Annotated in this window: 18 protein-coding genes; 10 read left to right on the top strand and 8 right to left on the bottom strand. The window is 68.8% G+C overall.

Going from position 1 to position 19,203, the window contains the following annotated elements:
* Positions 1-8: 8 nt before the first annotated feature.
* Positions 9-1,025: a 1-aminocyclopropane-1-carboxylate deaminase gene (locus tag O5M90_RS08600; RefSeq protein ID WP_137944615.1), complete on the bottom strand. Its 1,017-nt coding sequence runs from the start codon at positions 1,023-1,025 to the stop codon at positions 9-11.
* A gap of 150 nt (positions 1,026-1,175) precedes the next feature.
* Here O5M90_RS08600 and O5M90_RS08595 point away from each other — a divergent pair, with 150 nt between their 5' ends.
* Genes O5M90_RS08595 through bla form a run of 4 tightly spaced genes read left to right on the top strand, consistent with a single transcriptional unit; the run spans position 1,176 to position 4,925 of the window.
* Complete coding sequence (locus O5M90_RS08595) at positions 1,176-1,685, top strand: Lrp/AsnC family transcriptional regulator (protein WP_262969763.1); 510 nt, start codon at positions 1,176-1,178, stop codon at positions 1,683-1,685.
* A gap of 58 nt (positions 1,686-1,743) precedes the next feature.
* Complete coding sequence (locus O5M90_RS08590; RefSeq protein ID WP_137944617.1) at positions 1,744-2,148, top strand: BlaI/MecI/CopY family transcriptional regulator; 405 nt, start codon at positions 1,744-1,746, stop codon at positions 2,146-2,148.
* Entirely contained in the window at positions 2,145-3,965 is a 1,821-nt protein-coding gene (locus tag O5M90_RS08585; RefSeq protein ID WP_269838873.1) for a M56 family metallopeptidase, read from the top strand. The genes O5M90_RS08590 and O5M90_RS08585 overlap by 4 nt, the downstream gene beginning before the upstream one ends.
* A gap of 33 nt (positions 3,966-3,998) precedes the next feature.
* Positions 3,999-4,925: a class A beta-lactamase gene (gene bla, locus O5M90_RS08580; RefSeq protein WP_269838874.1), complete on the top strand. Its 927-nt coding sequence runs from the start codon at positions 3,999-4,001 to the stop codon at positions 4,923-4,925.
* Positions 4,926-4,929: 4 nt separating this feature from the next.
* Here bla and O5M90_RS08575 read toward each other — a convergent pair whose 3' ends face one another.
* Complete coding sequence (locus O5M90_RS08575) at positions 4,930-5,850, bottom strand: dienelactone hydrolase family protein (protein ID WP_269838875.1); 921 nt, start codon at positions 5,848-5,850, stop codon at positions 4,930-4,932.
* Between the two features lie 267 nt (positions 5,851-6,117).
* The gene (locus tag O5M90_RS08570; RefSeq protein ID WP_269838876.1) at positions 6,118-6,270 is read right to left on the bottom strand and encodes a hypothetical protein; all 153 of its coding nucleotides are present in this window, start codon (positions 6,268-6,270) and stop codon (positions 6,118-6,120) included.
* Between the two features lie 162 nt (positions 6,271-6,432).
* Between O5M90_RS08570 and O5M90_RS08565 the strand changes: the two genes are divergently transcribed.
* From O5M90_RS08565 to O5M90_RS08555, 3 genes are all read left to right on the top strand, one after another.
* A complete protein-coding gene (locus tag O5M90_RS08565) occupies positions 6,433-7,260 on the top strand; it encodes a hypothetical protein (protein ID WP_269838877.1) in 828 nt (275 codons plus the stop codon).
* Positions 7,261-7,508: 248 nt separating this feature from the next.
* Positions 7,509-7,919 (top strand): SRPBCC domain-containing protein, encoded by a 411-nt coding sequence (locus O5M90_RS08560; RefSeq protein WP_269838878.1) that lies wholly within the window; start codon positions 7,509-7,511, stop codon positions 7,917-7,919.
* A gap of 118 nt (positions 7,920-8,037) precedes the next feature.
* Positions 8,038-8,610 (top strand): hypothetical protein, encoded by a 573-nt coding sequence (locus tag O5M90_RS08555; protein WP_269838879.1) that lies wholly within the window; start codon positions 8,038-8,040, stop codon positions 8,608-8,610.
* Positions 8,611-8,752: 142 nt separating this feature from the next.
* On the opposite strand, the gene ggt is transcribed toward O5M90_RS08555, so the two are convergent.
* Positions 8,753-10,438, bottom strand: a complete 1,686-nt coding sequence (gene ggt / locus O5M90_RS08550) for a gamma-glutamyltransferase (protein WP_269838902.1) — start codon at positions 10,436-10,438, stop codon at positions 8,753-8,755.
* Between the two features lie 257 nt (positions 10,439-10,695).
* Between ggt and O5M90_RS08545 the strand changes: the two genes are divergently transcribed.
* The 3 genes from O5M90_RS08545 (at position 10,696) to O5M90_RS08535 (ending at position 15,086) form a co-directional block, all read left to right on the top strand.
* Entirely contained in the window at positions 10,696-12,597 is a 1,902-nt protein-coding gene (locus O5M90_RS08545; protein ID WP_440401964.1) for a sensor histidine kinase, read from the top strand.
* Positions 12,594-13,277 (top strand): response regulator transcription factor, encoded by a 684-nt coding sequence (locus tag O5M90_RS08540; RefSeq protein WP_269838881.1) that lies wholly within the window; start codon positions 12,594-12,596, stop codon positions 13,275-13,277. Before O5M90_RS08545 ends, O5M90_RS08540 begins: the two co-directional genes overlap by 4 nt.
* 96 nt (positions 13,278-13,373) lie before the next feature.
* Positions 13,374-15,086 (top strand): GGDEF domain-containing protein, encoded by a 1,713-nt coding sequence (locus O5M90_RS08535; RefSeq protein WP_269838882.1) that lies wholly within the window; start codon positions 13,374-13,376, stop codon positions 15,084-15,086.
* Positions 15,087-15,104: 18 nt separating this feature from the next.
* On the opposite strand, the gene O5M90_RS08530 is transcribed toward O5M90_RS08535, so the two are convergent.
* The 4 genes from O5M90_RS08530 to O5M90_RS08515 all read right to left on the bottom strand — a co-directional run bounded on the left by O5M90_RS08530 (position 15,105) and on the right by O5M90_RS08515 (position 19,198).
* Positions 15,105-15,857, bottom strand: a complete 753-nt coding sequence (locus O5M90_RS08530) for a sulfite exporter TauE/SafE family protein (protein WP_137945155.1) — start codon at positions 15,855-15,857, stop codon at positions 15,105-15,107.
* 85 nt (positions 15,858-15,942) lie between these two features.
* A complete protein-coding gene (locus O5M90_RS08525) occupies positions 15,943-17,346 on the bottom strand; it encodes a M20 family metallopeptidase (RefSeq protein WP_269838883.1) in 1,404 nt (467 codons plus the stop codon).
* Between the two features lie 23 nt (positions 17,347-17,369).
* Positions 17,370-18,200, bottom strand: a complete 831-nt coding sequence (locus tag O5M90_RS08520) for an ATP-binding cassette domain-containing protein (protein ID WP_269838884.1) — start codon at positions 18,198-18,200, stop codon at positions 17,370-17,372.
* Positions 18,197-19,198, bottom strand: a complete 1,002-nt coding sequence (locus O5M90_RS08515) for an ABC transporter ATP-binding protein (protein WP_269838885.1) — start codon at positions 19,196-19,198, stop codon at positions 18,197-18,199. Before O5M90_RS08515 ends, O5M90_RS08520 begins: the two co-directional genes overlap by 4 nt.
* Positions 19,199-19,203: the final 5 nt, after the last annotated feature.

Here is a 19,203-nt window from a genome sequence, read left to right as displayed (position 1 = left end):
TGCTGATGTCAACCGTTGCGGAACAAGAAACTGTAGGCGTTCAATGCGGGGACGCCGCCCAGGTGCGCGTAGAGCACCCGCGAGCCTGCGGGGAACTCGCCCTTGCGCACCCTATCGATCATTCCCTGCATCGACTTGCCCTCGTAGACCGGGTCGGTCAGCATGCCTTCGGTGCGCGCGCACAGGCGTATCGCTTCCAGCGTGCCTTCGCTGGGCAGGCCGTACTCGGGGCCGCCGTAGCGGGTGTCCAGCACCACGTCAGCGGCCACAATGGGCCGGCCCAGCTCGACCAGCTCGGCCGTGTGCTGCGCGATGCGCAGGATCTGGGCATGGGTCTGTGCCGGCTTGGCCGAGGCATCGATGCCTATCACCTTGTCGGCGCGGCCGTCGGCCGCGAAGCCCACCACCATGCCGGCCTGTGTGCTGCCGGTCACCGAGCAGACCACGATGTAGTCGAACTTGAAGCCCAGCTCAGCCTCCTGCGCGCGCACCTCCTCGGCGAAGCCGACGAAGCCCAGGCCGCCGTAAGGATGCTCGGAGCAGCCGGCCGGGATCGGGAAGGGCTTGCCGCCGCGCGCCTTGACATCGTCCATCGCCTGCTGCCAGCTCGGACGGATGCCGATGTCGAAGCCGGCCGCGTCCAGGCGCACATCGGCCCCCATGATGCGCGACATCTCGATATTGCCGACCCGGTCGTAGACCGCGTCCGAGTAGTTGACCCAGTTCTCCTGCACCAGCACGCACTTCATGCCCAGATGGGCGGCGACGGCCGCGACCTGGCGGGTCTGGTTGGACTGGATGCCGCCGATCGACACCAGGGTGTCGTAGCCGCCGGCAATCGCCTCGGGAATCAGGTACTCCAGCTTGCGGGTCTTGTTGCCGCCAAAGGCCAGGCCGCTATTGCAGTCCTCGCGCTTGGCATAGAGCTCGACCTCGCCGCCGAGCGCGGCGCTCAGGCGCTTCAGCGGCTGGATGGGCGAGGGGCCGAAGGTCAGCGGGTGGCGGGGGAAACGTTGCAGATTCATGTGAAGACTCCGGGGAGAGAGGGAAGAGCTTGGCTGCGCTGGGAATGTTAGGAAGAATGCCTGTTCACAGGGTTGCAAAGATTGATGGGCTGGCAAACGTCTTGCTGACTGTTTGCTACTGATGTGGCTTCCTATTGCTGGAGAATTGAATTGAGCACAACAAAAGTTCGTGGCCAGGCGAAGCTCGCGGCCCCGGAGGCGATCGCGCTGGATCGCACCGACAAGACGCTGTTGCGCGCGCTGCAGCGCGACGCCTCGATCTCGAACGTGGCGCTGGCCGAGAAGGTGCATCTGAGCCCGCCGGCCTGCCTGCGCCGGGTCGAGCGCCTGCGCCGCGCCGGGCTGATACGCGCGACCGTGGCCCTGCTGGACCCGCCGGCACTGGATGCCGGCATGCTGGTCATCATCGGCGTGGTGCTGGACCGCTCGACGCCGGAGTCCTTCGCGGCCTTCGAGAAGTCCGCCGCCAAGATCTCCGGCTGCATGGAATGCCATGTCGTGACCGGCGAGTTCGACTACTTCATGATGCTGCGCACCAAGGACAGCGACAGCTTCAACCGCCTGCATGCCGAGCAGCTGCTCTATCTGCCGGGCGTGCGGCAGATCCGCAGCTTCATGGTGCTCAAGCAGGTGCTGTCGACGACAGAGATCCCTTTGTAGTGCCATATTCAGAATAAAAGTTCTAGACAATAATTTCTAGAAAAGTTATTCTGAATGCATGGCTCATTCATCCTCACTCCCCAAACCCACCGCCGCAGAGCTGGATCTGCTGCGCGTCATCTGGCGCGAAGGGGCTTGCACGGCCCGCCAGGCGCATGAGGCGCTGAAGCTCGAGCGGCCCGAGATCACCGAGGCCAATGTGCTGCGCCAGCTGCAGCTGATGCACAGCAAGGGCCTGCTGACGCGCGACGAGGGCCAGCGCCCGCAGGTCTATGCGGCCGCCCACGCGCAGCACAAGCTGCAGCAGCAGCTGCTCAAGGACATGGTCTCCAAGCTCTTCGGCGGCTCCGGCAAGGCCCTGGTGATGGCCGCGCTGAAGACCCAGGTCAACCAGCAGGAGCGCGACGAGATTGCGCAGCTGCTGAGCCAGGGCGATGCGGCCGGCAAAGGCAAGCGCTCATGAGCGGCACGAGCTGGACCCTCTGGGTGCAGCCGCTCAGCGACACCTTGCTGCAGCTGCTGTGGCAGCTCGGCGTGCTGGGCGGCTTGGCCGCGCTGCTGCTGCATGTGCTGCGCCACAGCGCCGCCCGCCTGCGCTATGCGGTCTGCGCCGTGGCCCTGCTGCTGAGCCTGCTGCTGGCGGCGCTGCAGTTCGGTACGCGCTGGGCCGAGGCGCAGACCCCGCCGGCCACGCCGGCGGCGCAGCCGTTCTGGGGCGGCGGCGCGCTCAAGGCCCAGGGCTACGGCGCCGTGCAGTCACAACAGGTCGAGGAGCCCGATCGCTGGGCGACGCAGACGCCCTGGCGCCAGGGCCTGGCCTGGGCCTGGTTGCTGGGCGTCGCGCTGATGAGCTTGCGTCTGCTTGCCGGCCTGGCCTGCGTCGCGCGCTGGCGCCGCCGCAGCCGGCCCGCGCCGGCGCTGTGGCAGACCCGCCTGGATCAGCTGGCCCGCCGCATGGGCCTGGGCCAGTCGGTGGCGCTGCGCTTGCTGCCCACCTCGGTCGATGTGGCCGCCGGTCCCTTCACCGTCGGCTGGTGGCGACCGGTCGTGCTGCTGCCGGCCGGCCTGCTGACGGGCCTGCCGGCGCCGCTGCTGGAGGCCTTGCTGGCGCACGAGCTGGCCCATGTGCGGCGCTGGGACTATCTGGCCCATCTGCTGCAGAAGGTGGTGGAGGCCTTGCTGTTCTTCCACCCCGTCATCTGGTGGCTGTCGCGCCGGCTGCGGATCGAGCGCGAGCTGGTGGCCGACGCGCTGGCGGCCGAGCAGCTGGGCGCGCCGCGCCAGCTGGCCGAGGCCTTGCAGGCGCTGGCGCTCGGTCCGCAGGCGCCGGCGCTGGCCGCTGCGGCCCAGGGCGGCGAGCTGGCGCAGCGGGTGCGCGCCCTGGTCCGGCGCGCGCCGCCGGGCGGGGAGGGGCCGCGGCTGCTGTCCGCGCTGCTCTTGCTGGGCCTGCTGGCCGGCGTGCTGCCGCTGGCCGGCATGCACAACGCGACGGCGCAGGCCGGCTTGGCAAGCGCAGTCCCTGCCAGCGCCGGCCCTCACTTGCCCGCCGATCTGGCGCTGGCCTCCAGCCATGCGCTGGTGCTGGATGCCGATTCCGGCGAGGTGCTGCTGGCGCGCAACGCGCAGCAGGCGGTGCCGATTGCCTCGATCAGCAAGCTGATGACGGCCCTGGTGGTGCTGGACGCGGGGCAGGACCTGCAGCAGCAGCTGAGCGTCTCGCGCGAGGATGTGCGGGCCAGCCCCTTCAGCAGCGCGTCGCTGCGGCCGGGCCAGCGGCTGAGCCGCGAGGCGGCTCTGACCCTGATGCTGCAGTCCTCCGACAACCGCGCCGCCCAGCTGCTGGCGCGCCACTATCCGGGCGGCCTGGCCGCCTTCGAACAGGCCACGCAGGACAAGGCCGGCAGCCTGGGTCTGCAGACGGCGGAGTTGCGCCACCCGACCGGCGTACCGTCCAGCAGCCGGGCCAGCGCCGCCGATGTGGCCCGTCTGCTCGAGGCCGCCGCCAGCGAGCCGCTGATACGGCAAGCCGCCGGCGCGGCGCGGGCCCGCGTGCTGGTCGATGGCAAGCCGATCGAATCCCTCCACAGCAACCCGCTGGTCGGTGCCCCCGGCTGGCCCATGCTGCTGGCCAAGACCGGCTTCACACAGGCGGCCGGGCGCTGCGTGGCCCTGCAGATGCGCCTGCAGGGGCGGCGTCTGAGCGTGGTCCTGCTGGGGGCGCCGGACGCCGCGCAGCGCGAGGCCGATCTGGAGCGCATCCGCGCTGCGCTGCAGGGCTGAGCCAAGAACCTCTATCCCATGGAATCAATACCGATGAACACCTTCTCTCGTCGTCAACTCTTGCTGCAGGCCGGCGCCTCCTCGCTGCTGCTGGGCGGCCTGCCCGGCGTCGCCAATGCCGTGGTGATGGCCCATGCCCCCTTTGCCACGCTGGAACAGAAGGCCGGCGGCCGGCTCGGCGTGGCCGTGCTGGACTGTGCCGATGGCGCGCTGATCGGCCACCGCTGGCAGGAGCGCTTTGCGCTGTGCTCCACCTTCAAGCTGCCGCTGGCCGGCGTGGTGCTGCGCGAGGCCGACCAGGGCCGGCTGCAGCTCGATCGGCCGCTGCGCTACGGGCTGGCCGATATGGTGCCTCATGCACCGGTGACGGGCCGGCATCTGGCCAGCGGCCGCATGAGCATTGCCGCGCTGGCCGAGGCCACGCAGACCACCAGCGACAACGTCGCCGCCAATCTGCTGCTGCGCGAGCTCGGCGGCCCGGCCGGCCTGACGGCCAGGCTGCGCGAGCTGGGCGATGGCGAGACCCGGCTGGACCGCTACGAGCCGCAGATGAATGTGGTCGATGTGGTCCACGCCGGTGAGCTGAGGGATACCAGCACGCCGCTGGCGATGGCCCGCACGACCGACCGGCTCTTGAATTCCGACTGGCTGGCGCCGGCCTCGCGCGAGCGGCTGGCCCAGTGGATGATCGCGACCGACACCGGCCTGAAGCGCCTGCGCGCCGGTTTCCCGGCGGGCTGGAAGGCCGGCGACAAGACCGGCACCTTCATGGGCCCGGGCGTAGATGACAAGTACAACGATGTCGCGATCGCCTGGCCGCCGGGGCGGCCGCCGCTGATCGTGTCGGCCTACTACGAAGGCCCGGGCCGGCACGACCATATGCGCGACCAGGACCAGGCGGTGCTGGCCGAGGTCGGACGGCTGGCGGCGGCCTGGTGGCTCTCGCGCCAGCCGCGCTGAACCCTCAGCGCAAGGTCCGGTTGAACAGCGCCAGCGTGCGCGCCCAGGCCTGCTGCGCCGCGCTCGCGTCGTAGCGCGGCGTGGTGTCGTTGTTGAAACCGTGCTGCGTGCCGGCGTACTTGAAGGCCTCGTGCTTGGTGCCGGCGCTTTTCAGTGCGGCCTCGTAGGCGGGCCAGGCGGCGTTGATGCGCTCATCGTTCTCGGCAAAGATGATCAGCAGCTCGGCCTTGATCTGGCCCACCTGTTCGGCCGGCGCCGGCGCGCCATAAAAGGCCGCGCCGGCCTGCAGCTCGGGCAGCCGGGTGGCCAGGAAGTTGACCATGCCGCCGCCATAGCAGAAGCCCACCGCGCCGAGCTTGCCATTGCCGCCGGTGACGCCGCGCGCGAAGCCGGCGGCAGCGACGAAGTCCTCGCGTGTCTTGGCCTGGTCGAGCTTGGCGAACTGTTCGCGGGCCTTGTCCTCGTCGCCCGGATAGCCGCCCAGCGGGAACAGCGCATCGGGCGCGACCGCGATGAAGCCGTCCAGCGCCAGGCGCCGCGCGATGTCCTCGATATGCGGGTTCAGGCCGCGGTTCTCATGAATCACCAGCACCACCGGCAGTGGGCCCGGCGCCTGGGCCGGCCGCGTCACATAGGCGCGCACCTTGCCATAGCCGGCCGGCGACGCGAACTCGACGAACTCGGCCTTGACCCGCGCATCGCCCGGCGCCACCTTCTGCGCCTGCGCGAAGTCCGGGCTCAGCGCCGCCAGCAGCGCCGCCGCCGTGGTGCCGCTGGCCAGCGCGAAGCGGGCCGCCCGGTCCAGAAAGCCGCGGCGGTCGATGTCGCCATGCACATACTGGTCGAACAGGCACCACAGCTCGGGGTCGAACTGGCTGGGGTCGATGACGGGCTCGGCTGCAGTTGCAGACGCTTGTGGATTCATGGCAAAACCTCCGCGAGTTGACGACAGGATGAGCGAGGTTGCGTTGTACACCGCCCGGCCGGCCGGCGTGAGTCCCGGGATTTCCCGCAGGCGGTCGGGTCATAGCCGGCCGGGCGCAACTGCCGCTCGTTCAGCCGCTGCGGCCTGGCTCTCGCAGCACCAAGGGATCCTGCGGTGGCGCCAGATGACGAACCCGCTGCAGCTGGCCTCTTAGACGCTGTGCAAGACCTGGCCCCGGCTGATCAGCTTGCTCAGCGCTTTGTCCAGTCATGCCAGGTCGCCCTTGATGCAGCCGATGTGGCGGAGTTCACCGTCACGCGGCGCCTGCGCAACGGCGATGTCGATGTCGATGTCGATGTCGATACTGTCCTTGTGGACGTCCAGACCGACAAACAAGATGCTGTTAGATTTGCTCTCCATGGCCCGACTCCTCGCAAACTTGCAACGCCCCGGCAGCCCGTCCGCCGGGTACCTTGGTGTAGCTCAGCAGGCCCCGCGCCTGCAACCTACGGCATCGCAGGGGTCGGGCCGCCCGGCGTCACGAAGCCATCTTGTCTAGGCCGCATACCAAGAGCTTGCGAGATGTCACGCTTCCTGAATGTCCCCTTCGTGTCCTTGATCGCAACCGTCATAGGTGTGGCGGTATCGGTGTGGATCTACCGCACCGATCTCTCGTCCAAGTCCCTAGCGGTGGTGTTGAAGTCACAGACTCCCATAGCCGCGTCTGCACTCGATGCCCTGAAAGACGTCCAGGTCGTGCACGGTGGCAAACCAGTACCCGATCCAGTACTCTCCTTGGTGACAGTCACCAACGACGGCTCGCGCCCGGTTGCAACTGCCGACTTTGAGAGTCCAATCCTGATTGACGCGGAAGGCGCTTCACTCTTGGTGGCTGCGCAGGTCACGGCGAGGCAGCCCGCCGACCTCAAGCCTCTGCTAACCGTTGATGGGAGGACGGTGTCCATAGCGCCGATGCTTCTAAATCCAGGTGATGAGTTCACCCTAGCTCTGCTCACTGCGGGCAAGCCAACAGCGCTTCGGCCCGCAGCCCGGGTATCAGGCGTTTCCAACATCAGGCTTACTGACTCTTCCCGTTTCCCACCCATTCTTAGACACCCCGCGTTCTACCTCCTGCTCGCTACTCTCTGCTTTGCCGCATCAGACGCACACGACATCGGTTTCCTTAGCAAGAGGCGTCTCGTAGTAATGAGGCGACGGGCCGCAATACTCTCGAATATCATCATCATGCTAATCGGAATGCTGGCTTTCCTGGCGTTCTACATCACGGCCGAGTTATCTAGCTTCTGGTATCTGACTCTTTGGCTAGCCGCCGCAGCACTGGTCGGTTCGATACTGGGCGCGATTCTGAATCGGGGCGCCTCAAAGGCCAGCGTCGCGGATGCGGCCTAACCCCTCCCATCGAGAGGATGTCCAACGGGCTACGCCCATCGGCCGCCTCTCATATCAAGCGCCCAACAGCAAGAGAAAGCGCGCCCTCAAGCGGGCCCAGAGCACCATCCACATCACGAACTGACGCGCGGTCTAGCCTATCGCTCAAGCTTCGGACTAGCTACGGCGGGCCAAGCCTTTTCGCAGCAGTGATCCGGTTGGTTCGAACATGAGACTTCACAACCCGCGTCCCACACCTTGGAGCTTCAATGAAAATCACCGTATCCACCGTCGTCGCAGCCCCCATCGCTGAGGTCTGGCGCAGGTACAGCTCGCCCGACGACATCAAGATTTGGAACACTGCTTCCCCAGATTGGCACACCACAGCGTCCACAGTCGATCTCCGTGTGGGCGGCAAGTTCTCATCTCGCATGGAGGCGAAGGACGGCTCCTTTGGCTTCGACTTTGAAGGCGAGTACACGCAGGTCACGCCGCACAAACTCATCGAATACACATTTGGCGATCGCGTCGGATTGGTGGAGTTTTCGGAAGGTCCCGCCGGTGTCACGGTCACGGTGACATTCGACAGCGAGGACAGCCACTCCGAGGAGGCTCAGCGCAGCGGCTGGCAGGCAATCCTGGACAACTTCGCACGCCACGTTTCGGCACGCAAAGACTGAACGTCGCTGGCGTCACCGTCGCATTCATGCGGGCGATGCTCAGGTCGAGAAATGCACCGACCGAGGGCTGACCCTTCCGCCGCAGGGAAATGGATCTCCCCAAGCACTTCTTCGCTCCATGCCCCCACTCGTCTTCACCATTGCTGGGCCTGGCACCGAGTACGGCATCGATCCGGTCAGTCTGCGCGCAGTCGCTCTCGATCCGACGACCATGCGAGCGATCGCAACGGATCTGGCGCGCTCCGGCGAGGCAGCCGAGGATGCTGGCCAGGCCGCCTCCAGGAAGAGCCAGGCCGCCTTCATGCTTGCGACTGCCGGTGCCGCCGCGTCGGCAGAGTGCCTGCTCCGTGATGCGCTGCGCACGCAAGCAAGCGGTCCTGTGCGCCCGCTCGTCGTGTCGAGGCTCAGGCTGGTCCAGGTGCTTCAGGAACTGGGCCGGCCGGCCGAAGCGCTCAGCGAGGCCAGAGCGGCCCTCGCCGCCGTGCGCAGCACGCCGGCGCTCGCCGAGCTTGAGGACTTCGCGCTTCATCACAACGGCAAGGCCCTGCTGCAGGCCGGCGACAAGGCGCAAGCCATCCAGGTGCTCGGCGAGGCGTTGAGGCTGCGCCGGCACAAAGGGGGCGAACTGCTGATCCGGTCCAGCGAGATGGCGATCAGCGCCGCCATGCAGGACGGGCGGGCAGACCCGTGAGCCCCCACAAGTCGGCGCCGAACTGTGTCTGAAGAACCGCTTGCGATCGAGCGCCGCCCGGGCAAGCAGACCTTCACCCCATCGCCTGCGATCAACAAGCCCAGCCCGGCCAAGCCGCTCCGAGTCAGTCGCGGCTCCCCGCTCAATACCCCAGCGCCAAGCCGCTATTGCGCCGCGGATCATTGGCGCCGTAGAAGCGGTTCTTGCCGACCGGCTTGCCGCCCAGCGAGGGCGCGCCGATCAGGATGGCGGCCATGTGGTTGGCGGGCTGCGGCGCGCCGAGCTTGTGGCCCTTGGCTTCGAGCAGCGCACGGGTGTCGGGCGAGAGCGCGAAGGTCTCGACATTGGTCAGGTCGGGCAGCCACTGCTGGTGAAAGCGCGGCGCATCGACCGCCTCCTGCACCGTCATGCCGTAGTCGATCACATTGAGCAGCGAGTGCAGCACGGCCGTGATGATGCGGCTGCCGCCGGGCGTGCCGACCACCATCACCGGCTGGCCGTCCTTGCTGACGATGGTCGGGCTCATCGAGGACAGCGGGCGCTTGCCCGGGGCGATCGCATTGGCCTCGCCCTGCACCAGGCCGTAGATATTGGGCACGCCGATCTTGGCGGTGAAGTCGTCCATCTCGTTGTTCAAGAGCACGCCGGTTCCGGCGGCCGTGACCTTGGCGCCGAACCAGTCATTCAGCGTGTAGGTCACCGAGACCGCATTGCCCCAGCGGTCGGCGATCGAGTAGTGCGTGGTGTTGCTGCCCTCGTGCGGCGCGACGCCGGGCTTGATGTCCTTGGAGACGCCGGCCTTGTTCGGGTCGATCACCGCGCGGATCTGCGCGGCATAGGCCTTGTCGGTCAGCCGCGCGATCGGGTTCTTGACGAAGTCGGGGTCGCCCAGATAGCTGTTGCGGTCCACATAGGCATGGCGCATCGCCTCGATCTGGTGGTGCACCGCCTGGGCCGAGCGGAAGCCCCAGTCCTTCAGCGGGTAGCCCTCCAGGATGTTGAGCATCTCGCAGATGATGACGCCGCCGGAACTCGGCGGCGGCGCCGAGATCACGCGCAGGCCGCGGTAGTCGCACTCGATCGGCGCCATCTCGCGGGTCGTGTACTGGTCCAGATCGGCCTGGGTGATGATGCCGCCGCCGCCCTGGCTGCTCTTGACCAGGGCCGCAGCGACCGCGCCCTTGTAGAAGCCGGCCGGGCCCTGGGCGCTGATCGCCTTCAGCGTGCGTGCCAGGTCTTGCTGCACCAGCTTGTCGCCGACCTCGAAGGGCTCGCCGCCCTTCTTCAGAAAGATCGCCGCCGAGGCCGGGTCCTTGCGGAAATCGGCGCTCGCGGTGCGCAGCATCTCGATATCGCCCTGGTTCAGCACAAAGCCCTGCTCGGCCAGCGCGACGGCCGGCGCCAGCAGGGCGGGGCGCTTCAGCGTGCCGTACTTTTCGCGCGCGTATTCCAGGCCCGAGACGCTGCCGGGCACGCCCACGGCCAGATGGCCATGGGTGCTCAGGCCCTTGATGACATTGCCGTCCTTGTCGAGGTACATATTGGCCGTCGCGGCCAGCGGCGCCTTCTCCCGGAAATCCAGGAAGGTCTTGCGCCCGTCGGCCAGCTGCAGCGTCATGAAGCCGCCACCGCCCAGATTGCCGGCGGCCGGATAGACCACGGCCAGCGCATAACCGACGGCCACCGCCGCGTCGATCGCATTGCCGCCATCCTTCAGCACATCGACGCCGACCCGGGTCGCCAGATGCTGGGCGGTCACCACCATGCCGTTCTCGGCGGCCACCGGCGCGGCCGAGGCGGCCTGGGCCTGCGGCGCCAGCAGCAGCATGCCGCCGGAGCCGGCCAGCAGGCAGGCGGCGGCCAGGCGCAGCAGCCTGTGGCGCTGTCGTGGGTGGGCGGTTGCTGGGGATGGGGCCGCGGCTTCGGTCATCGGAACGCTCCTTGCTGGTCGGCCCGCGCCTTCGCGGGCGGTGTGACGATGGGTATGGCGGAGCCAGTGTAGGCCGACGCCGCAGCGCATCCGGTAAGCTCGCGCCGGCCCGGCCGCGACCGGGCGCCTGAGGAGCAAGCGATGAGTTCGAATCTGTGCCCGTGAGTCTGATCGGCAGCCTGCTGCGGTCCTGCCTGTTGCTGGTCGTGCTGCTGGCGCTGCCGGCCGCCGCCCAGTCCCTGCAGATCCGCGAGCTGGCCGTGCTGGCCGACCCGCTGGGCCGCGAGACGCTGGCCAGCATCAGCGCGCCGGCGCGCCAGCGCGACTTCCGGCCGGTGGCCGGCGGCTTCGCTGCCGGCTATACCCGACAGGTGCACTGGCTGCGCTTTCGTGTCGATATGCCATCGGCCGGCGGCGAGGTCTGGCTGGAGGTGCAGCCGCCCTATCTGGACGATCTGCGCCTGTATGCGCCCGAGCGTGCCGGGGCGGCGCTGCAGGAGCAGCGCGCCGGCGATCAGCAGCGGTCTGCCGGCCGGCGCGAGCTCGCCAGCACCGGCTATGTCTTCCGCCTGAGCGCCGAGGCCATCGCGGGCCGCACGCTGTGGCTGCGGCTGGAGACCAGCAGCAGCTCGCTGCTGCTGCTGGCCGCGCGCACGCCGGCCGAGTTCGCCGCGGCCAACGGCCTGCGTCTGGGCGCCTTCGGTCTTTACTACGGCCTGCTGCTGTCGCTGTGCGCCTTCTGCTTCTGGCAAGGGGTCTGGCGCCATGACCTGCTGCACCGGGCCTATCTGGTGTCGCTGCTGAGCCTGCTGCTGCTGATGTCCTGCATCAACGGCCTGCATGGGCTCTGGCTGCCCGAGGCCTGGGCGGGCCTGGCCGACCAGGCCACCTCCTATGCAACGCTGCTGTCGGGGCTGGCGGCCAACTGGTTCTACCGCCATGCGCTGGAGCTGCGGCGCGAGGGGCCGGGGCGCTGGATCTGGTGGCTCAACCGCCTGGCCCTCTATGCCTACGGCCTGGGCCTGCTGGCGCCGGCACTGGGCCTCTATACCGAGGTAGCCGGCGCGCTGTTCCAGCTGACCCTGCTGACCACGCTGGTCGGCTTCGGGCGCAGCCTGTGGTTGTGGCGCGCCGGCCGACCCGGCAGCCGCATGCTGGCGCTGGCGCACCTGATCTCGCTGTCCGGCGTGTTCACCATCGTGCTGCTGCTGCTGGGCGTAGCGCCGGGCCAGCTCTGGCTGCTCTACAGCTCGCAGATCGGCAGCCTGCTGACGATGGCGGCCTTCGGCATCGTGGTGCTGCTGCGGCGCCAGGGCCTGGAGGCGGCGCACCGCGAGGCCAGCGAGCGGGCCGAGCAGGCGCTGCGCCAGCATGCCCACGAACGCGCGGCACGGCGCGAGCAAAGCCGTTTCATCGCGATGCTGTCGCACGAGATCCGCACGCCGCTGAGCATGATCGCCGGCGCCGCCCAGGCCTTGCAAAAGCTCGTGCCGAGCGCCTCCGAGGAGGTCGAGCGCCGACACCGGCGCATCCGTCGCGGCGTCGCCCGCATCGAGCAGCTTTTGCAGCAACTGCTCGACCAGGACCGCCTCGACGACGAGCAGTTCGGCCTGCAGCGCAGCCGCTTTGATGCCGCCGCGCTGTGCACCGAGCTGGCCGAGGCCAGCGAGGACCAGGCCCGCCTGCGCCTGGACCTGCCCGCCGCCGCTCCGCGCCTGCACGCCGACCGCACCCTGTTGGCCACGGCCCTGGGCAATCTGCTGGGCAATGCGCTGAAGTACTCGCCGGCCGAGGTCGGGCTGAGCCTGCGCTCGGACGGTCGCCGGGTCGAGTTCGCGGTGAGCGACCGGGGCCAGGGCATCGCGCCGGAGCTGGCCGCACGCCTGTTCGAGCGCTACACCCGCGGCCCCGCCGTCGGCGGCGTGGCCGGCTCCGGCCTGGGCCTGTATCTGGTGCGCCGTATCGCCGGCCTGCATGGCGGCCAGGTCAGGCTGTCGGCCCGGCCGGGCGGCGGCAGCGTTTTCCTGTTGAGCCTGCCGCTGGAGGGTGAGCCATGAGCCGCGTGGCGGTCATCGAAGACAGCCCGGATCTGCTGGACGATGTGCTGTTCCAGCTGCGCCATGCCGGCTTCGACGCCGAGGGTGCGGCCGATGCTGCCGGCTGCCGCGCGCTGCTGGCGAGCTTCCAGCCCCAGATGCTGGTGCTCGACCTGGGCCTGCCGGACGAGGACGGCCTGGCGCTGGCGCGCTGGCTGCGGGCCAGCCGGCCGCAGCTGGGCATCGTGATGCTGACGGCGCGCACCAGCTTGCGCGAGCGTCTGGCCGGCCATGAAGGCGGCGCCGACCACTATCTGTGCAAGCCCGTCGATGCCGAGGAGTTGCTGGCCGTGTTGCGCTCGCTGGAGCGTCGCCTGCGGCTCAGCGAGCTGCCGGCCTGGGTGCTCGACCTGCATCAGCTGGAACTGCGCCTGCCGGCCGGCCCGGGCGAGCCCCTGCCGCTGAATGCCGTCGAGGCCTGCATCCTGGCGACGCTGGCGCGCGCGCCGCTGCGCCGTGCCAGCCGGCGCGAGCTGGTCGAGGCCCTGGGCGAGGACTGGCTGCTGTATGACGAGCGGCGCATCGAGACGGTGCTGAGCCGGCTGCGCCGCAAGATCGCCGTGGCCACCGGCGCCGAGGCGCCGCTGCGCACGCTGCGCGGCTTCGGCTATGCCTTTGTCGAGGGGCTGCGGGTGCAGTAGCGCGCTGCGCTGATCGGTCAGCTTTTGTCAGCCTCGCCGGCCCGGCTTGCGCTAGGCTCGCGCGAGCGCAGGCGCTGGGCCTGACTCGTCGAGTCAATGAATCTCAAACCTCGTTTCCTGCTTCTGACCCTGGTGCTGGCCCTGATCTCGTCGGTGGGCGTCTGGTGGTCGGTGCGCATGCTGGCCGAGGGCATCGTCGAGCAGTGGGCGGTGCGCTATGCCGAGAAGCAGGTGCTCTACGACAAGAGCCGCACGCTGCAGCCGCTGCTGCGCGAGATCGCGCTGTCGCGCCAGCTGGCCGCCTCGTCGCGGCTGCGCGAGCTGGCCCGCCACCCCGGCGACGCGCAGCGCCTGCGCGAGGCCATCGCCGAGATGGAGAGCTACCGGCACAACTTCGGCGACAAGAGCTATTTCGTCGCGATGGCCGGCAGCGGCCACTACTTCCACAACAACGCCGCCAACGAGTACGCGGGCCGCGAGCTGCGCTATACGCTCGATCCGCGCGATCCCGGCCATGCCTGGTTCTTCGATCTGATACGGATGAACCGCGATATGCACATCAACGTCAGCCCCGATGCCAAGCTGGGCGTCGTGAAGCTGTGGATCGATGTGCTGATGCGCGACGGCGAGCAGGTGCTGGGCATTGCCGGCACCGGCCTGGACCTGAGCGAGTTTCTGCGCAATGTGGTCGAGGAGGGGTCGCCGGGCATCACCAGCCTGTTCGTCGACCATGCCGGTGCGATCCAGCTGCACCGCGACCAGACGCTGATCGACTTCGCCTCGGTCAGCAAGCGCCAGGGCACGCAGAAGAAGAGCCTGAACCTGCTGTTCGAGCGCGCGGCCGATCAGGCCGCGGTGCGCGCGGCAATGCGCAGCGCCGAGGCGCGGCCCGAAAAAGTGGTCTCGGTGTTCGTGCAGATCGGCGGCCGCAGGCATCTGGCCGGCATCGCCCATGTGGCCGAGATCGACTGGTATGAGATCACGCTGCTGGACCTGGACGTGCTGCTGCCGCCGCATTATTTCTACGGCATCCTGGGCCTCTATATCGGCAGCATGCTGGTGGCGCTGCTGTTGTTCAATCTGGTGCTGAACCGGCTGGTGCTGACGCCGCTGGGCAGCCTGGACCGCGCGATGGCCCGCGTCGCCGACGGCCAGGACCCGAGCCCGCAGCTGGACCGGCGTGGCGCCGGCGAGGTGCGCCGGCTGATCCAGCATTTCGGCCGCATGGCCAGCGCGGTGCTGCAGGCGCGTCGCGAGCTGGAGCACAAGGTCAGCGAGCGCACGGCCGCGCTGGACCGGCTGACCAAGATCGATCCGATGACCGAGCTCTTCAACCGCCGCGGGATGAGCGAGCGCCTGGCCGCCGAGCTGGAGCGGGCGCGGCGCGAGCACGGCCGGCTCGGCCTGCTGTGGCTGGATGTCGACTGCTTCAAGGCCATCAACGACGGCCATGGCCATGCGGTCGGCGACGCGGCGCTGAAGCTGGTGGCGCGCAGCATCCAGTCGCAGATCCGCCCCTATGACGTGGCGGCCCGCTGGGGTGGCGACGAGTTCGTCGTGCTGCTGCAAGGCGCCACGGCCGAGGCCCTGGATGCGCTGGGCGAGCGCCTGTGCGCGGCGGTGGCAGCGGCCACCGAGCTGCGCGACGAGCAGGGCCATGCGCTGCGCCTGTCGGTCAGCGTCGGCGGTCATCTTGCCCTGCCGCAGGAATCGCTCGACAGCCTCCTGAACCAGGCCGACCGGGCGCTCTATGCGGCCAAGGCGGCCGGGCGCGGCCGCTACTGCGGCAGCGCGGCGGTCACGGCCTAGCGGTACGCGCCGCCCGGCTCAAAGCCTTTGCAGCAGCTGCGGCACGGCCGAGGCCAGCAGGGCCAGGCCCGACAGCGTCAGCAGGCTCAGCACCAGGCGGCGAAAGCCGGTCTCCGAGATGCTGCGGTACAGCCGCGCGCCGAGCAGGCTGGGCAGCAGCAGTGCCGGTGCGACCACGGCGAACATCGGCAGCATCTCGCCGGTGACGATGCCCTTGGCCAGATAGATGGCCATCGTGACGCTCAGCGCGGCCAGGTTGAAGTTCTGGATGATGGCGCGCTGCCTGTCCTTGGCGAAGCCGCGCAGGGTGCACCACAGGGTCGGTATCGTGCCGGTAAAGCCGCCGAGGCCGCCCATCATGCCGCCCAGCGCGCCGGCGATGCCGTCGGCGACGCGACCGCCGCGCTGGATGCGGGGCAGACTGGCGCTGAGCAACATCGCCGGACACCACAGCACCAGGAACAAGCCCAGCCCGGCCTTGAACCAGGGCACGTCCAGCACCGGCAGTATGGCCACGCCGATCGGAATGCCGGCGGCACCGCCGAGCAGAAAGGGCAGCAGCGCGCGCCAGTCGAAGCCGCGCCGCACGGTCAGGGCCGCGACGATCTGGCCGGTCAGCGAGCCGAACACCGCCAGCGAGGCGGCCAGCATGGGCTCCAGCGACCAGGCCCAGAAGGACATCGCGGTGAGGCCGAAGCCGAAGCCTGACAAGCCCTGCACAAAGCCGGCGACAGCGGCGCCGACCACGATGACAAGCCACTGCGCTTCCATTGGCGTCCATCCCCTCCTGAGGCAGGACCTGACCCCGGTGTGGGTAGGCCAGCGCCCAGTGTAGACAGCCGCGGTCTTCAGCCCCTCAGGCCCGCTGCCGCATCACGGCCGGCCCTTGCTCGGCCAGGTCCCAGAACATCCCCGCCATGATCTGCAGCGCCTCGCGGCTCAGGTCGGCCAGGATGTGCTCGTTGGGCGCATGCTGGGAGCAGGCGGCATAGGAGTGCGGCACCCACAGCGTGGGCAGGCCCAGGGTTTCGGAGAACACATCGTTGGGCAACGAGCCGCCCAGATTGGGCAGCAGGGCCGGCGTCTTGCCGCTGCTGCGCTCCATCGAGGCCAGGCCCCAGCGCACCCAGGCGTCATCGGGGTCAAGTCTTGTCGCGGCCATATGCACATCGGTGCCGCGCACCTCGACATCGTCGAAGCCATGGGCCAGCAGGTGCTCGCGAATGTGATGCAGGAACTGCGCCGGCTCGCTGCCGACCACATAGCGCATATGGCAGTGCGCGCGCGCGGTCGGCGGGATCGCGTGCACCGGCATGGTCGGGTTGCCGCAGGTGAAGGCCAGCACCTCCAGGCTGTTCCAGCCGATCACGCGTTCGGTGGGGGTCAGGCCGGGCTCGCCCCAGTCCGGGTCGATCTCGGGGTCATCCGGGCCGCCGCCGACCTCGATGAGTTTCAGCGCGGCGCGCACGCTGGCCGGCAGTTCGGGCGGCAGCAGGCCTGGCACCAGGATGCGGCCGTTCTCGTCGACCAGGCTGGCGATCGCGTGGGCCAGGCGGATGCCGGGGTTGCGCAAGAGACCGCCCCAGTTGCCCGAGTGGTGGCCGCCGTCGCGCAGCTTCAGGTGCAGGTCGAAATTGAAGACGCCGCGCGAGCCGAGGAACATCGTCGGCTTGGAGGCCGCGACGCGCGGGCCGTCCGAGGCCAGGAACAGGTCCGCCTTCAGCAGCTCGGCATGCAGGGCGCAGACCTCGTTGAGGCCGGGCGAGCCGTCTTCCTCGCCCATCTCCAGAATGATCTTGACGTTGTAGCCCAGCTTGCCGCCGCGCACCGCCAGCACCTGCTCCAGCGCGCTCAGATTGATGCTGTGCTGGCCCTTGTTGTCGGCGGTGCCGCGGCCATACCAGCGATTGCCCTCGACGACGACATCCCAGGGCTTGAGCCCTTCGCGCCACTGCGCGTCGTAGCCGCGCACGACATCGCCATGGCCATAGGTCAGCACCGTGAAGGCGGCATCGGGCTCGAGGCGCTCGGCCAGCAAGAAGGGGCTCTTGCCCGGCACCGGGTTGTTGACGATGCGCGAGCGAAAACCCAGGGTCTGCAGATAGGGCGCAATCTCTTCGCTGAGGTAGGCGTGCAGGATGGGGCCGCTGGCGGGATCCTGGCTTTCGGTCCTGTAGGCGACGCGGCGCGCCAGCGTCTGCAAGAAGCGCCCGTCGTCGAAGGTGGCGAGGGTCTGGGCGATGGCTTGTTCGCGGCTCATGAGCGGAGTCTCCTTCAGAAAATTCAGACGACCGCGACGCGGTCGATATCGGGGATGCCCAGGCCTGGCTCGGGCGTCAGCGCCGAGGCCAGCAGCATGCGGGTGTAGGCATGGGCAGGGCGGTCAAAGATCTGTTCGCGGGGGCCGAGCTCGACGATCTGGCCTTTGTACATCACGGCCACGCGGTCGACCAGATGCTCGACGACGCCCAGGTCATGGCTGATGAAGAGATAGGTCAGACCGAACTCGGCCTTCAGGTCCATCAACAGGTTCAGGATCTGGGCCTGGACGGAGACGTCCAGTGCCGAGGTCGGCTCGTCGCAGATCAGGATATCGGGCCGCAGCACCAGGGCGCGCGCAATGGCCACCCGCTGGCGCTGGCCACCGGAGAGCTGGCTCGGGTACTGGCCATGTGTGCGCTCGGGCAGGCCGACCAGATCCAGCATCTTCTTGACGCTGGCCTGCTGCTCGGCGGCCGTGCCGACCCGGTGCAGGCGCAGCGGCACGCCGACGCTGTCGGCCACGGTGCGGCGCGGGTTCAGCGACGAATAGGGGTCCTGGAAGATGGGCTGGATGCGGCGGGCCAGCGCACGGCGCTCGCGCGGATTGACCTCCTTGCCGTCGACCAGCACATTGCCCGCGCTGGGCTTGAGCAGGCCCAGCAGGATCTTGGCCAGCGTGCTCTTGCCGCAGCCCGATTCACCGACCAGGCCCAGCGTCTCGCCGCGACGGATGCGCAGCGAGATGTTGTCCACCGCGGTGATCACGCCCGGCGCGCGGAACAGGCCGCGCTTGAGTTTGAAGCGCCGGCTCAGCGCGCAGAGTTCCAGCGCGATGTCATTCGCTTCGATCATGCGGCCTCCGCAATCAGGGCGAGATCGGGGCGGGCCGACACGCAGCGCACAGCGTGTCGCTCATTGAGCGGCACATTCAGCGGCGTTTGCTGGCACAGGGCCTGCACCTGCGGGCAGCGGTTCGCGAAGGCGCAGCCCTCGACCGGGCCGATCAGGCTGGGCACGACGCCGGGTATCGATTGCAGCCGGCTGCCCGGCAGCGTCTTGCCGCGCACCGGGATGCAGCCCAGCAGGCCGCGGGTGTAGGGATGGGTCGGCCGGGCGAACAGCTCGGCCACCGGTGCGGTCTCGACGATCTGGCCGGCATACATCACCGCGACCCGGTCGGCGATGCGCGCGACCACGCCCAGGTCATGGGTGATGAAGACCACCGCGGTGCCGAACTCCTGCTGCAGCTCGCGTATCAACCGCAGGATCTGGGCCTGTATGGTCACGTCCAGCGCCGTGGTCGGCTCGTCGGCAATGATCAGCTCGGGCTCGCACATCAGCGCCATCGCGATCATCACGCGCTGGCGCAGGCCGCCGGAGAGCTGGTGCGGATACTGGCCCAGACGCTCGGCCGCCTGCGGCACGCCGGCGCGCTCCAGCAGATAGACCGCGCGCTCGCTGGCCTGGGCAGCGCTGACCTTGCGGTGCGCGCGCAGCGCTTCGCAGAGCTGGTCGCCCAAGGTGTACGAAGGGTTCAGCGAGGTCATCGGCTCCTGGAAGATCATCGCGATGCGCTCGCCGCGCAGCCGCGCCATCTCGCGCTCCTTGAGCCCTTGCAGGTCCTGACCGGCGAAGCGGATGTGATCGGCGCTGCGCTGCGCCTTGCGCGGCAGCAGCCCCATCAGCGCCAGCGAGGTCATGGACTTGCCGCAGCCCGATTCGCCGACCAGGCACAGCATCTCGCCGCGCCGCACCTGGAAGTCGATGCCGCGCACCGCGTGCAGCAGGCCGCGCTCGGTGGGCAGGTCGACGCGCAGATTCTTCACGTCCAACAGAACGTCGTCGCTCATCGCTC

The sequence above is a fragment of the Paucibacter sp. M5-1 genome (assembly GCF_027498415.2).
GTDB lineage: Bacteria > Pseudomonadota > Gammaproteobacteria > Burkholderiales > Burkholderiaceae_C > Roseateles_E.
The sequence above is the reverse complement of the archived record's forward strand: the minus strand, read 5'-3'. Positions and strand labels throughout refer to the sequence as shown.

Coding starts and splice junctions, on each gene's coding strand:
- O5M90_RS08600 (WP_137944615.1), bottom strand. CDS start 1,025: ATGAATCTGCAACGTTTCCCCCGCCACCCGCTGACCTTCGGCCCCTCG.
- O5M90_RS08590 (WP_137944617.1), top strand. CDS start 1,744: ATGGCTCATTCATCCTCACTCCCCAAACCCACCGCCGCAGAGCTGGAT.
- O5M90_RS08585 (WP_269838873.1), top strand. CDS start 2,145: ATGAGCGGCACGAGCTGGACCCTCTGGGTGCAGCCGCTCAGCGACACC.
- bla (WP_269838874.1), top strand. CDS start 3,999: ATGAACACCTTCTCTCGTCGTCAACTCTTGCTGCAGGCCGGCGCCTCC.
- O5M90_RS08575 (WP_269838875.1), bottom strand. CDS start 5,850: ATGAATCCACAAGCGTCTGCAACTGCAGCCGAGCCCGTCATCGACCCC.
- O5M90_RS08570 (WP_269838876.1), bottom strand. CDS start 6,270: ATGGAGAGCAAATCTAACAGCATCTTGTTTGTCGGTCTGGACGTCCAC.
- O5M90_RS08565 (WP_269838877.1), top strand. CDS start 6,433: ATGTCACGCTTCCTGAATGTCCCCTTCGTGTCCTTGATCGCAACCGTC.
- O5M90_RS08560 (WP_269838878.1), top strand. CDS start 7,509: ATGAAAATCACCGTATCCACCGTCGTCGCAGCCCCCATCGCTGAGGTC.
- O5M90_RS08555 (WP_269838879.1), top strand. CDS start 8,038: ATGCCCCCACTCGTCTTCACCATTGCTGGGCCTGGCACCGAGTACGGC.
- ggt (WP_269838902.1), bottom strand. CDS start 10,438: ATGCTGCTGCTGGCGCCGCAGGCCCAGGCCGCCTCGGCCGCGCCGGTG.
- O5M90_RS08540 (WP_269838881.1), top strand. CDS start 12,594: ATGAGCCGCGTGGCGGTCATCGAAGACAGCCCGGATCTGCTGGACGAT.
- O5M90_RS08535 (WP_269838882.1), top strand. CDS start 13,374: ATGAATCTCAAACCTCGTTTCCTGCTTCTGACCCTGGTGCTGGCCCTG.
- O5M90_RS08530 (WP_137945155.1), bottom strand. CDS start 15,857: ATGGAAGCGCAGTGGCTTGTCATCGTGGTCGGCGCCGCTGTCGCCGGC.
- O5M90_RS08525 (WP_269838883.1), bottom strand. CDS start 17,346: ATGAGCCGCGAACAAGCCATCGCCCAGACCCTCGCCACCTTCGACGAC.
- O5M90_RS08520 (WP_269838884.1), bottom strand. CDS start 18,200: ATGATCGAAGCGAATGACATCGCGCTGGAACTCTGCGCGCTGAGCCGG.
- O5M90_RS08515 (WP_269838885.1), bottom strand. CDS start 19,198: ATGAGCGACGACGTTCTGTTGGACGTGAAGAATCTGCGCGTCGACCTG.